Source organism: Mesorhizobium sp. M0296, assembly GCF_040321675.1.
In the GTDB taxonomy this organism is placed as follows: Bacteria; Pseudomonadota; Alphaproteobacteria; order Rhizobiales; family Rhizobiaceae; genus Mesorhizobium.
The window spans coordinates 15470-28413 of record NZ_JAMYRZ010000043.1; the positions used below are offsets into that span (position 1 = coordinate 15470).

At 62.2% G+C, this 12944-nt stretch carries 13 protein-coding genes and 1 riboswitch; of the genes, 9 read left to right on the forward strand and 4 right to left on the reverse strand.

The annotated features are described in order from the left end of the window. Positions 1-5 precede the first annotated feature (5 nt). The 4 genes from cobW to NKI97_RS29360 form a co-directional block, all read right to left on the reverse strand. The gene (gene cobW / locus NKI97_RS29350) at positions 6-1046 is read right to left on the reverse strand and encodes a cobalamin biosynthesis protein CobW (protein ID WP_352817129.1); all 1041 of its coding nucleotides are present in this window, start codon (positions 1044-1046) and stop codon (positions 6-8) included. Continuing rightward, on the reverse strand, positions 1043-1477 hold the full coding sequence (locus NKI97_RS29355; RefSeq protein ID WP_352817126.1) for a DUF1636 family protein: 435 nt from the start codon (positions 1475-1477) through the stop codon (positions 1043-1045). The genes cobW and NKI97_RS29355 overlap by 4 nt, the downstream gene beginning before the upstream one ends. A 38-nt stretch (positions 1478-1515) precedes the next feature. Continuing rightward, positions 1516-1719, reverse strand: a riboswitch (cobalamin riboswitch). A 280-nt stretch (positions 1720-1999) separates the two neighbouring features. Then, complete coding sequence (locus tag NKI97_RS35560) at positions 2000-2332, reverse strand: hypothetical protein (RefSeq protein WP_502907133.1); 333 nt, start codon at positions 2330-2332, stop codon at positions 2000-2002. A gap of 66 nt (positions 2333-2398) precedes the next feature. Next, on the reverse strand, positions 2399-3601 hold the full coding sequence (locus tag NKI97_RS29360) for a winged helix-turn-helix domain-containing protein (protein ID WP_352837916.1): 1203 nt from the start codon (positions 3599-3601) through the stop codon (positions 2399-2401). Between the two features lie 335 nt (positions 3602-3936). On the opposite strand from NKI97_RS29360, the gene NKI97_RS29365 reads away from it, so the two are divergent. The 9 genes from NKI97_RS29365 to nuoG all read left to right on the forward strand — a co-directional run bounded on the left by NKI97_RS29365 (position 3937) and on the right by nuoG (position 12942). After that, positions 3937-4302 carry an NADH-quinone oxidoreductase subunit A gene (locus NKI97_RS29365; RefSeq protein WP_023676631.1) on the forward strand — a complete coding sequence of 122 codons (366 nt, stop codon included), beginning with the start codon at positions 3937-3939 and terminating at the stop codon, positions 4300-4302. Beyond that, positions 4293-4874: a NuoB/complex I 20 kDa subunit family protein gene (locus tag NKI97_RS29370; protein WP_023670824.1), complete on the forward strand. Its 582-nt coding sequence runs from the start codon at positions 4293-4295 to the stop codon at positions 4872-4874. Before NKI97_RS29365 ends, NKI97_RS29370 begins: the two co-directional genes overlap by 10 nt. Positions 4875-4880: 6 nt before the next feature. Further along, on the forward strand, positions 4881-5420 hold the full coding sequence (locus tag NKI97_RS29375) for a hypothetical protein (RefSeq protein WP_352837918.1): 540 nt from the start codon (positions 4881-4883) through the stop codon (positions 5418-5420). Beyond that, positions 5417-6019 (forward strand): NADH-quinone oxidoreductase subunit C, encoded by a 603-nt coding sequence (locus NKI97_RS29380; RefSeq protein ID WP_352837920.1) that lies wholly within the window; start codon positions 5417-5419, stop codon positions 6017-6019. The genes NKI97_RS29375 and NKI97_RS29380 overlap by 4 nt, the downstream gene beginning before the upstream one ends. Continuing rightward, the gene (locus tag NKI97_RS29385; RefSeq protein WP_352450015.1) at positions 6020-7210 is read left to right on the forward strand and encodes an NADH-quinone oxidoreductase subunit D; all 1191 of its coding nucleotides are present in this window, start codon (positions 6020-6022) and stop codon (positions 7208-7210) included. Positions 7211-7644: 434 nt separating this feature from the next. Continuing rightward, positions 7645-8697: an NADH-quinone oxidoreductase subunit NuoE gene (gene nuoE, locus NKI97_RS29390; RefSeq protein WP_352450014.1), complete on the forward strand. Its 1053-nt coding sequence runs from the start codon at positions 7645-7647 to the stop codon at positions 8695-8697. A 10-nt stretch (positions 8698-8707) separates the two neighbouring features. Then, on the forward strand, positions 8708-10012 hold the full coding sequence (gene nuoF, locus NKI97_RS29395; RefSeq protein ID WP_023676626.1) for an NADH-quinone oxidoreductase subunit NuoF: 1305 nt from the start codon (positions 8708-8710) through the stop codon (positions 10010-10012). A gap of 78 nt (positions 10013-10090) precedes the next feature. After that, the gene (locus tag NKI97_RS29400) at positions 10091-10786 is read left to right on the forward strand and encodes a helix-hairpin-helix domain-containing protein (RefSeq protein WP_352837922.1); all 696 of its coding nucleotides are present in this window, start codon (positions 10091-10093) and stop codon (positions 10784-10786) included. 74 nt (positions 10787-10860) lie between these two features. Beyond that, the gene (nuoG, locus tag NKI97_RS29405; protein ID WP_023676624.1) at positions 10861-12942 is read left to right on the forward strand and encodes an NADH-quinone oxidoreductase subunit NuoG; all 2082 of its coding nucleotides are present in this window, start codon (positions 10861-10863) and stop codon (positions 12940-12942) included. The last annotated feature ends 2 nt before the right edge of the window (positions 12943-12944 follow it).

Sequence of the window (12944 nt, forward strand, 5' to 3'; positions counted from 1 at the left end):
TGGGGTCAGCCGGCGAGGATACGCTCGATGGCCGGGCGGTTCAGCCCTTTCAGGCCGATGACGACCAGGCGCGAGCGGCGGTCGTCTTCAGCGGTCCAGGCGCGGTCGTAATAGTGGTTGACGCGCGGACCGACGGCCTGCAGCAGGAGCCGCATCGGCTTGCCGCCGACTTCGACGAAACCCTTGACGCGCAACACGTTTTCTTCCTCCGCCGCCGTGGCGACCCGTTGTGCGAGCTCGTCCGGGTTGGACACAGACGCGATGTCGATGACGAACGAGTCAAAATCGTCATGTTCGTGGTCGAGCTCGTCGTCGTGGTGGGTCTTGCGGTTCTCGATGTCGTCCTCGACGGCGAGGCCGAGGCCGAGCAGCACCGACGGGTCGACCTTGCCTTGCGAAGTCGGTACGATCTTCACCGCCCGCGCAACGTGCTTGCCGATGACGGCATTGGCACGGGCCGAGCCGGCTGCGTCCATCAGGTCGCTCTTCGACAGGATGATCAGGTCGGCGCAGGCGAGCTGGTCTTCGAACACTTCCTCGACCGGATCGTCATGGTCGAGCGTCTCGTCCTGCGCGCGCTGGGCCTGCAGGGCGTCCATGTCGTTGGCTACGCGGCCATCAGCCAGCGCCGGTCCGTCGACCACGGCAATGACGCCGTCCACCGTCACGCGGCTTTTCACCGACGGCCACTGGAAGGCCTGGACCAGCGGCTTGGGCAAAGCGAGGCCGGATGTCTCGATCAGGATGTGGTCGACCCTCGGCGTCAGCGACAGGATCTGGTCCAGCGCCGGTACGAAATCATCGGCGACGGTGCAGCAGATGCAACCATTGGCCAGCTCGACGATGTTTTCCTCGGGGCAGGTGTCGATGGCGCAGCCCTTCAGAATCTCGCCGTCGATGCCGATGTCGCCGAACTCGTTGACGATGATGGCCAGGCGCTTGCCTTTGGCGTTTTCGAGCAAATGGCGGATCAACGTCGTCTTGCCGGCGCCGAGAAAGCCGGTGACCACGGTGCAGGAAACGCGTGAAAGGGAGGCAGCGGTCATGTCAGGTCCTTCAAAAGGTCGAGGGGAGGGATGCGGGCAACAAGGCCGCGCTTCAGGCAATCGGGACGGCCGCGCCAAGGAATGAGCCCATCCGTCGAGGTGGCAAACAGCTTTGCCCCGGTGACGAGATCGGCGCCGCTGGTCGTGGTCAGATCACCGAAGACGTAACTCCAGCAGCCGTCGCGCAGCATGGCCGCGCTGAGCCGGCGCTTGCAATTGCCGAGGCATTCGACGGTGCGGATTTTGATGTTTTCGCTGGAAGCGGCGCGGCGCGTGTCCTCTGCGAGCAGTTCGCCGGCGCGCGGATGAGCGTCCGAACCGGTCTCGTCACGGCATGACGAGCAGACGATGACGGTAACGCCGGCCGGGGAATCACCAAGGCCGGACAATAAATCCGCTGTCTCAGCCGGAAAACTGCTGTCGCGTTCCAAATCAGGCTCCTTGCCCGGAAAACCCGCCAGGCGATCGGATTCTTATGTCCTAGACGGCAGGTCTCCTGGCTCGCGGGTCATCGCCTGGGTGCCGCCTTCCCGGGAACATCCCAGTGGTTTTCGGCCTTGGCTCGTCGCTTACAGTTGCGGGGACAGCCGCGGATTTGAAATCGAGATTTCGCACCGCATTCCCTCTTGGCCCTTGCCGTTGCGGGCAGGGGACCGTCTGGAACGGATTTAGGCTTGTGGGGGTAGTCGTGTCAACGCACGTCTATGGCGGGTAATGGATCAGTTTGAAATTCCGACGTGAGTCCGCGCCACGCTATGGAGCGCGATAGCACAATATGTATCCGCTCCTTTCAATCCAGGTATCTATGAAGTTGCGGCATAGGTGCTGACCCAGCCTGTAACGCTCGGAATAGCCGGCAAATACGAGAACTACGAGGACCGCCAAGAGGACAAACTTAGTTCGACGGCGGATAGTTATAACGCTTTTCATAAGGGCCACGCACCATAGGATTTTCAGCTTCCTTCCCCGCGATCAACGCCACAATGTCGCCGATCTCCCAAAGCTTGCCTGTGCGAGTTCGTTGGGATCGCGTGGGCGCTTGGGGTGCTTGGCCATCGTATTGCTTTGCTAGCAGGACTGCGGTAGCTGAGTTCGCATTCCGGGTTGGCTTGGTGATGCTCGAAATGTGCGCGCATGCCATTGACCGATGCTCTGTGCACCTTACCCAGCTGCTTGCATGAAGCGCATCGCACGCCGCCGTTCATTCCGGCGACGTCCTCGACGGGGCTCAAATGCCATATTCCGTTTTGAACGATTTCTACGTGCGACCTGTCCGGTGTAGCCATTTCTCGATCATAGCGTAGAGCTAGCCAAAGCGCAGGTAGAAAATCTCCGAAATTTCAAACTGCCCACTACCCTACGGCGGCAACATCCGCTAGCGGCTGGCCAAGGTCGCCGGCAGCTGTCACCTCGATGCGCTCAAGCCCGAGCCAGCCCTGCATCTGCTTCAATTCCTCGAAGAGTTCGGCTGCGGTTTGCAGCGAGGCGCCGGGCTCCGCATAGGCGGCATGGACGCGCAGTACGCCGGCCGGGCGGTCGGCCCTGAGGTCAACGCGCCCGACGATGCTGTCGCCGAGCAGGAATGGCAGCACATAATAGCCATACCGGCGCTTTTCGGCCGGCGTGTAGATCTCGATGCGGTAGTGGAAATCGAACAACCGCTCGGTGCGCGACCGCTCGAAGACGACAGGATCGAACGGCGCGAGCAAGGCGCGCGCCTCGATCTTGCGCGGCAAACGGGCGTCCTTGTGGAGATAGGCTGTTTTGTTCCAGCCTTCGACGCTCACCGGCAACAGGTCGCCGGCCTCGACCAACTCCTCGATGCGGCCCTTGATGTCGGCGGGCGAGAGGCGGAAATAGTCGCGCAGGTCTCCTGCCGTGGCGATGCCGTGGGCGCGGGCCGAGATGCGCAGCAATTCGCGGTGAGCATCCTCGGGACAGGGAACCGGTAGCGCGAGTACCGCCGGCGGCAATACGCGCTCCGGCAGATCGTAGAACCGTTCGAAGCCGCGGCGATGCGCCGTGGTGATGCGGCCGGCCCAGAACAGCCATTCGAAGGCGTGCTTGGCATGGCTCCAGCCCCACCAGCCGCCCGAACCCTTCTGCCCTTCGAAAGCCGACGCTGCGATCGGGCCTCGTTCGGCGACCTCGCGATAGATGTCTTCGATATAGGCGGCGTGCTCGCGGCCCCATTTGGCCAGTCCGCTGTACATTTCGTCGCCGCCCTCGGCCCGCTGCATGCGCCAGCGCATCAACGGATAGGTCTCGACCGGCAAGAAGGAGGCTTCGTGCGCCCAATATTCGAAGACCATGCGCTTGCGCGTTACGGCGGCGTCGTCGAGCAGCGCCAGCTTGTAAGGGCCAAGCCGCGAATAGAGCGGCATATAGTGGGCGCGCACCACGGCGCTGACGGAATCGATCTGCAGCAGGCCGGTACGGGCAAGCACGCGGGCCAGATGCCGGCGGTCAGGCGTGCCGGTGGGTCGCGGGTCATTGAATCCCTGTGCCGCGAGCGCGATGCGGCGGGCCGTGGCAAGCGAGATTTTTTCCTTCATGAAGGCGGCATCCGGAGGATTTTAGACAGAGAAAATGACCTGCGATTCCGTGCCATGCTAGCAGGGTTTTGGCGGCATCCATGTCAGGAGAGAAAAGTGGAGTAAAAAGTGAAGGAAATCAAACAGGAGCGGATCGGACCAGTTTTCCCGGATATGCCGTCCAGCACCGCGATTTGAACAAGGTTTGACTTGCTTCGCCGAAAGCGCTGCGCTAACCCTCGCCGCGTTGCAGCATAGAGCCCCCTTAAAACGGTTCAGTGGTTAAACTGTCACGCTTCCGCAAGTGGGTCCGGTGCTGTAATCAGAGTGGATTGGCCGCCAACGGAAACTGCAGCATGAACGCACTTTTAGGTTCGTACCTGCCCATCGTCCTGTTCATCGGCGTGGCGCTGATCGTCGGGCTGGCGCTGCTCGCTGCACCGTTCCTGGTGGCCTACCGCAACCCCGATCCGGAAAAGCTTTCCGCCTATGAGTGCGGCTTCAACTCGTTCGACGACGCCCGCATGAAGTTCGATATCCGCTTCTACTTGGTGTCGATCCTGTTCATCATCTTCGATCTGGAGGTGGCCTTCCTGTTTCCTTGGGCGGTGTCGTTCAGCCAGATCGGCATGCTCGGTTTCTGGTCGATGATGGTGTTTTTGGCGGTGCTGACCATCGGCTTTGCCTATGAATGGAAAAAAGGAGCGCTGGAATGGGATTGAACGACAGTTCCGGCACGCTCGTCGCGCCGAAGCCCAAGGGCCTCATCGACCCCAACACCGGCAGGCCGGTCGGGTCCGACGATCCATTCTTCCTGGAGATCAACAACGAGCTCGCCGACAAGGGCTTTCTCGTCACCTCGACCGAGGCGCTGATCACCTGGGCGCGCAGCGGCTCGTTGATGTTCATGACCTTCGGTCTCGCCTGCTGCGCGGTCGAGATGATCCATACGTCGATGCCGCGCTATGACTCGGAGAGGTTCGGTGTCGCGCCGCGCGCGTCCCCGCGCCAGTCCGACATCATGATCGTCGCCGGCACGCTGACCAACAAGATGGCGCCGGCGCTGCGCAAGGTCTACGATCAGATGCCGGAGCCGCGCTACGTCATCTCGATGGGCTCCTGCGCCAATGGCGGCGGCTATTATCATTATTCCTATTCGGTGGTGCGCGGCTGCGACCGCATCGTGCCGGTCGACATCTACGTGCCCGGCTGCCCGCCGAGCGCCGAAGCGCTGCTTTACGGCATCCTTCTGCTGCAGAAGAAGATCCGCCGCACCGGCACGATCGAGCGGTAAATCGCCGTGGATGAAGATGGGATTATTCATGGCAACCCTGAGCCTTGGCTGGATTTGATGTTCAAGACGTCTGAACAGCGATTTGTAAAAACGGACGCCGGTTCGACGTTTTATTCTTCTGCGCTTTTAGCAGATACGAAATTTGGTGCTGCTGGTCTCGGTGTCGACATTCGACTAAATGATTGGGAGGCTGAGCCGACAAGCGACCCACGAATAGTCTTTTATCATGGCGACGTGAGACTGCGTTCGCTTGGCGATCGAACCAAGAACCTGACTGCTGAAATGTCGGCCAAGCTTTCCTCTTCGGCGCCGGGCCAGGGAGCAGTTACCGAAAAGTTGTTTGTGGAGTGCGTTGCCCTGAACGGGGACCCGGCAAACCTCGAAACCCGGCAGTTTGTCGGAAAGCTGTTTTTTGGCGAGCTGGGTGACGATGATGAATGCCAGGTTTTTTTGACCATTGACGCGGCCACGGAGAGCGGTTGGTTCGGTGAGAAAGATCCGGAAGACTCACGCAAGATTCTGGACTGGTTGGCGAGGCTGTCATGACCCAGGCGTTGAATGATCTCTCGACCTATCTCGGCGAGAAACTGGTCGGCCGGATCGGCGAGGCGGTATTCGCCTATCGCGAACTCACCATCCCAGTCGAGCCGCGCGACCTGATCGAGGTGGTGACCTTCCTGCGCGACGACCCGAAATGCCAGTTCATTTCGATCATCGACGTCTGCGGCGCCGATTATCCATCGCGGGCGAAGCGCTTCGACGTCGTCTATCATTTGCTGTCGCCGAGACAGAATATCCGCATCCGAATCAAGGTCCAGGCCGACGAAGAGACGCTGGTGCCGTCAATCACCGGGATTTATCCCGGCGCCGACTGGTTCGAGCGCGAGACCTATGATCTCTATGGCGTGCTGTTTTCAGGCCATCCCGATCTGCGGCGGATTCTGACCGATTACGGCTTTGAAGGCCATCCGCTGCGCAAGGACTTTCCGCTGACCGGCTTCGTCGAGGTGCGTTACGACGACGAAGCCAAGCGCGTCATCTACGAGCCAGTGGAGCTCAAGCAGGAATTCCGCAATTTCGATTTTCTGTCTCCGTGGGAAGGTACGGATTACGTGCTTCCGGGGGATGAAAAGGCAAAGCAGTAAATGGCTGAAACCTCCGTTCGCAACTTCAACATCAATTTTGGCCCGCAACATCCAGCGGCGCACGGCGTTTTGCGCCTGGTGCTGGAGCTTGACGGCGAAGTCGTCGATCGCGTTGACCCGCATATCGGGCTGTTGCACCGCGGCACGGAAAAGCTGATCGAGGCCAAGACTTATCTGCAGGCCGTGCCCTATCTCGACCGGCTCGATTATTGCGCGCCGATGAACCAGGAGCATGCCTTTGCGCTTGCCGCCGAGCGTCTGCTCGGCATCGAGGTGCCAAAGCGCGGCCAGTTGATCCGAGTGCTCTATTCGGAAATCGGCCGCATCATGTCGCACATCCTCAATGTGACGACGCAGGCGATGGATGTCGGCGCGCTGACGCCGCCGCTGTGGGGCTTCGTCGAGCGCGAAAAGCTGATGGTGTTCTACGAGCGCGCCTCGGGTTCGCGCATGCACGCGGCCTATTTCCGCCCCGGCGGCGTGCATCAGGATCTGCCGCAGAAGCTGATCGAGGACATCGGCAAGTGGATCGACCCATTCCTGAAATCGGTCGACGACCTCGACTCACTCTTGACCGGCAACCGCATCTTCAAGCAGCGCAATGTCGACATCGCGACGGTGTCTCTGGCCGACGCCTGGGCCTGGGGTTTTTCCGGCGTCATGGTGCGCGGCTCGGGCGCGCCGTGGGACCTGCGCAAATCGCAGCCCTACGAATGCTATGCCGAGATGGATTTCGACATTCCGATCGGCAAGAACGGTGACTGTTTCGACCGCTATCTGGTGCGCATGGAAGAGATGCGGCAGTCGGCGAAAATCATGCGCCAGTGCGTCGATCTGTTGCTCGGTAAGGAGGGCAGCGGGCCGGTGTCCAACCTTGACGGCAAGGTGGTGCCGCCGAAGCGCGCGGCGATGAAGCGCTCGATGGAAGCGCTGATCCATCATTTCAAGCTCTACACCGAAGGCTACCGCGTGCCGGCCGGCGAGGTCTATGCGGCGGTCGAGGCGCCGAAGGGCGAGTTCGGCGTCTATCTCGTCTCCGACGGCACCAACAAGCCCTATCGCTGCAAGCTGCGCGCGCCCGGCTTCGCGCATCTCCAGGCCATGGACTTTTTGTGTCGCGGCCACATGTTGGCCGACGTCACCGCCGTGTTGGGTTCACTCGACATCGTGTTTGGTGAGGTCGATCGGTGATGATGGGAATGGCTCGACCGTCAAAGGCGTTTCTGGCCGCGGCATGCCTTGCGGCTTCCGCTGAAGTGTCGCTTGCTGGGTCCGGTGAGGGTCTCTCGTCGACCGATCTTCTCAAAGAGGGGTTCAAGCTTATTGCAGAAGGCGATCTGCTTACAGTCCGTCGCTTGAGCACCCAGACCCCAGCAATGGATGAGGGCATTCTTGTCCATGGCCGGCCGTCGACATCGTCCAACTGCGCGGTTCATGACAACCTCGTAGCGTCATTGATCCCCGAAGAATATCGTTGCAAGCCAATAGCTTGGGTGTATAGCCGCTATGACGGATACATCCGCCTGAAGCGTGGAAATGAAGAGTTCGTATGCGTTTTGGGGCGATCCGAGGATTGCTATCGCGCCTACAACTCTAACCAGTAGAAACATAGAAGCGAAATCGTAATGTCAGTCCGCCGTCTCGCAGAAGCCAGCCTCCAGCCAGCCTCCTTCGCCTTCAACCGGGCGAATGCGGCGGCGGCGAAGCAGTGGATCAAGAAATATCCGAAGGGGCGCGAGCAGTCCGCCATCATTCCCTTGCTGATGCTGGCGCAGGAACAGGAAGGCTGGGTGACCAAGGCGGCGATCGAGACGATCTCCGACATGCTCGACATGCCCTATATCCGTGGGCTGGAAGTCGCCACCTTCTATACGCAATACCAGCTCAATCCGGTCGGCACCCGCGCTCATATCCAGGTCTGCGGCACCACGCCCTGCATGCTGCGCGGCTCGGAAGCGCTGATGGATGTGTGCCGCTCGAAAATCCATCACGACCAATTCCACACCAACGACAAGGGCACGCTGTCGTGGGAAGAGGTCGAATGCCTCGGCGCCTGCGTCAACGCACCGATGGTGATGATATTCAAGGACACCTATGAGGATTTGACGCCGGAGCGGCTTGCCGAGATCATCGACCTCTATGACGCCGGCAAAGGTGCTTCGGTGACGCCAGGACCGCAAAACGGCCGCATCACCTCTGAGCCGGCCAGTGGCCTGACGACCCTCAAGAGCGAAAAGGCGATCCTCAAGGCGACCCGCGACCGGGAAACCAGGGCGGCGACCAAGGCCACCAAGGATGCAGAGCCGGCGGCTGCCGTCGCAGCATCAGTCCCGCCAACTGCTCCTGCCGCGCCGGCGCCGGTTGCGCCCTCGAATGCCAGCAAGCCGAAGACCGACGCGGTCGAGACCAACCCGGCGCTGAAATCGCCGTCGGCGACGAAAGTCGCGCCCGCGGCGGAAAGGGCGGCGAGCGTCGCAGCGCCTCTGCATTCGGCCGCCAATGCCAACAAGGCCGAACCGCAGGTCGAGGACGTCTCGAAACAGCGCAAGGGCCCCAAGAACAAGGCCGAGCCGGCGTCTGCTTTCAAAGCGCCGGAGGCCAAGGTCAAACCGGCGAAGGCTGCGGCCAAGCCGTCGCCCGGAAACAGGAGCCGGCCGACCGGCAAGAAGCCGGTCTGAGGAACGAGCAATGCTTCAGGACAGAGACCGCATCTTCAACAACATCTACGGCCGCTTCGACAAGTCGCTGGCCGGTGCCATGGCGCGCGGCGCCTGGGACAACACGCCCGGCATCGTTGCCAAGGGGCGCGAGTGGATCGTCAACGAGATGAAGGCATCGGGCCTGCGCGGCCGCGGCGGCGCCGGTTTCCCGACCGGGCTCAAATGGTCGTTCATGCCCAAGCAAAGCGACGGCCGGCCGAGCTATCTCGTCGTCAATGCCGACGAATCCGAGCCCGGCACCTGCAAGGACCGCGACATACTGCGCCATGACCCGCATACGCTGGTCGAAGGCTGCCTGCTTGCCGGCTTCGCCATGGGCGCGGTCGCCGCCTACATCTATGTGCGCGGCGAGTTTATCCGCGAGCGCGAGGCGCTGCAGCGCGCCATCGACGAGGCCTATGCGGCCAAGCTGATCGGTAAGAACAACACCTCCGGCTACGATTTCGACATCTACATGCACCATGGCGCCGGCGCCTATATCTGCGGCGAGGAAACGGCGCTGCTCGAAAGCCTCGAGGGCAAGAAGGGCCAGCCGCGGCTGAAGCCGCCATTTCCGGCAAATGTCGGCCTCTATGGCTGCCCGACGACAGTCAACAATGTCGAGTCCATCGCGGTGGCGCCGACCATCCTGCGCCGCGGTGCCGCCTGGTTCTCGTCCTTCGGCCGGCCCAACAATGTCGGCACCAAGCTGTTCTGCATCTCCGGCCACGTCAACAATCCGTGCACCGTCGAAGAGGCGATGTCGATCCCGTTCCGCGAACTGATCGAGACGCATTGCGGCGGCATTCGCGGCGGCTGGGACAATCTGCTGGCGGTCATTCCGGGCGGCGCCTCGGTGCCGCTGGTGCCGGCCGAGCAGATCATTGACGCGCCGATGGATTTCGACGCGCTGCGCGACCTGAAATCGGGCCTCGGCACGGCGGCTGTCATCGTCATGGACAAATCGACCGATATCGTGAAAGCGATCGCGCGGCTGTCCTATTTCTACAAGCACGAGAGCTGTGGCCAGTGCACGCCCTGCCGTGAGGGCACCGGCTGGATGTGGCGGGTGATGGAACGGCTGGTGCGCGGTGAGGCGCAGAAGCGCGAGATCGACATGCTGCTCGACGTGACGAAGCAGGTCGAGGGCCACACGATCTGTGCGCTGGGCGATGCGGCAGCATGGCCGATCCAGGGCCTGATGCGGCATTTCCGCGGCGAGGTGGAGCGGCGCATCGACGAGTTTTCGCGCAACGCGCACCGTGCCGAACCGGTGCTGGCGGCGGCGGAATAGAAGAATTCAAAAATGCGGACGAATGTCCGACACGAGGAAACGAGCGCGGGGCAGACGGAAACGACCAGGAGACCACCTATGTCGCTGTTTTCGACACCCGACGATTTTACGCCCGATATGGACCCGTTGTTGAAGATGAACCAGGATCTGACCAGGATGATGCCGAAGGAGATGGCCAATGCCGTCAATCTCCTGGCGCATCCTGTCGCGGGCGCGGCGGCGATGACGGCACTCGGCATCGGCCTTGCCAACCACGCCTTTGGTATCTGGATGGGCGTGCTTTCAGGCGCGGCCGAGACCTCGCAGCGGCTTTGGCGGCCGGTCGCCGAGGATTTCGAGGCGCGAACGGAACGCTTTTCCGCGACCGGCAAAAGCTCCTCGATAAAGGCGCGCGCGGCGACCAAAACCCTGCTTGCCGAGGCGCAGTCCTTCGCCAACGATGTGACCGACATTGCGACGAGCACTGCGGCGCGGAGCTTGGCGAATGCCAGCACCGTTGCAGCGGATGCGTCGGCCGGCCTGATGCCGGAGGATTTCAAGCAGCCTAAGCCGATGGATCGGCCAGCCGAGCCGGCTGACCTCAAGGCGATATCGGGCATCGGGCCGAAACTGGAAAAGGTGCTGAACGGCCTTGGCATCTGGACATACGCCCAGATCGCCGCGTGGACGCCGCAAGAGATCGCCTGGGTCGAAGATTACCTGTCGTTGAAGGGCCGCATCGGCCGTGACGGCTGGATCGGTCAGGCGGCCGCGTTGGCCGGGGCCAAAAAGTGAATTCAATATCGTGCGCGGTCTCGGCTGCGCCCGGAAGGAAAGATTGCGGAACGTCCGCAGGGGTTTGAGGCGAAATGGCAAAGCTCAAGGTCGACGGGAAAGAGATCACTGTACCCGACCATTACACGCTGCTGCAGGCGGCCGAGGACGCCGGCGCGGAAGTGCCGCGCTTCTGCTTCCACGAGCGGCTGTCGATCGCCGGCAATTGCCGTATGTGCCTGATTGAGGTGAAAGGCGGCCCGCCCAAGCCGCAGGCGTCCTGCGCCATGGGCGTGCGCGACCTGCGCCCCGGCCCGAACGGCGAGCCGCCGGAAATCTTCACCAACACGCCGATGGTCAAGAAGGCGCGCGAAGGCGTGATGGAATTCCTGCTGATCAACCATCCGCTGGACTGCCCGATCTGCGACCAGGGCGGCGAGTGCGACCTGCAGGACCAGGCGATGGCGTTCGGAGTCGATTCCTCGCGGTACCACGAGAACAAGCGGGCGGTCGAAGACAAGTATATCGGGCCGCTGGTCAAGACGATCATGAACCGCTGCATCCATTGCACGCGCTGCGTCCGCTTCACCACCGAGATTGCGGGCATATCCGAGCTCGGCCTGATCGGCCGCGGCGAGGATGCCGAGATCACCACCTATCTCGAAAGCGCGATGACTTCGGAACTGCAGGGCAATGTCATCGACCTTTGCCCGGTCGGTGCGCTGACCTCCAAACCCTACGCCTTCCAGGCACGGCCGTGGGAACTGACCAAGACCGAATCCATCGACGTGATGGACGCCGTCGGCTCGGCGATCCGCGTCGATAGCCGAGGCCGCGAAGTGATGCGCATCCTGCCGCGTACCAACGAGGCGGTGAACGAGGAGTGGATTTCCGACAAGACCCGCTTCATCTGGGATGGTCTGCGCACGCAGCGCCTCGACCGCCCCTATGTGCGCAAGGACGGCAGACTGGCCCCGGCAAGCTGGGCCGAGGCTTTTGCCGCGATCAAGGAAGCGGTGTCGAATGCGGCACCCGAAAAGATCGGTGCCATTGCCGGCGATCTCGCAGCCGTCGAGGAGATCTACGCGCTGAAGCTTCTGATGGCTTCGCTCGGCTCGAAGAACACCGACTGCCGCCAGGACGGCGCCGCACTCGATCCGTCGCTCGGCCGGGCGAGCTATGTGTTCAACCCGACCATCGAAGGCATCGAACAGGCCGATGCGGTGCTGATCATCGGCGCCAATCCGCGCTTCGAGGCATCCTTGCTCAACGCCCGCATCCGCAAGCGCTGGCGGGCCGGCAATCTGCCGGTCGGCGTCATCGGCGATGTCGGCGATACGCGCTATGATTATGAGCAGCTCGGCGCCGGGCCGGAATCGCTGAAGGATCTGGCCGACGGTAACGGCAAGTTCTTCCAGCTGCTGAAGAAGGCGACGCATCCGCTGATCATCGTCGGACAGGGTGCGCTGGCGCGTCCGGACGGGGCGGCCGTGCTCGGCCAAGCGGCGAAGCTCGCCGTCGCCGTCAACGCTGCCAGGGCCGACTGGAACGGCTTTGCCGTGCTGCACACCGCCGCGGCACGCGTCGGCGGCCTCGATGTCGGGTTTGTGCCGGGCGAGGGCGGCAGGAACGTCGCCGGCATGCTGGGCGAGACCGATGTGCTGTTCCTGCTCGGCGCCGACGAAATCGATATGGCCAAGACCGGCGGCGCTTTCGTCGTCTATATCGGCACGCATGGCGACAAGGGCGCACACCGCGCCAACGTCATCCTGCCGGGGGCCGCCTATACCGAGAAGTCGGGCACCTTCGTCAACACCGAGGGGCGCGTGCAGCAGACCAACCGTGCCGGCTTCGCGCCCGGTGAGGCACGCGAGGACTGGGCGATCCTTCGGGCTCTGTCGGATGTGCTTGGCAAGAAGCTGCCGTTCGATTCGCTGCCGCAGCTGCGCGCTAAGCTCTATGCGGAATACCCGCATCTTGCCCGCATCGACCATGTCGCGGCCGGCGACCCGGCCGACATCGCCAGGGTTGCCAAGCTCGGCGGGCGGCTGAACAAGGGCACCTTCACCTCGCCGGTCAAGGATTTCTACCTGACCAACCCGATCGCGCGGGCTTCCGCGGTGATGGCCGAGTGCTCGGCTTTGGCGAAGAACGGCTTCAGGCAGGCGGCGGAGTAGAT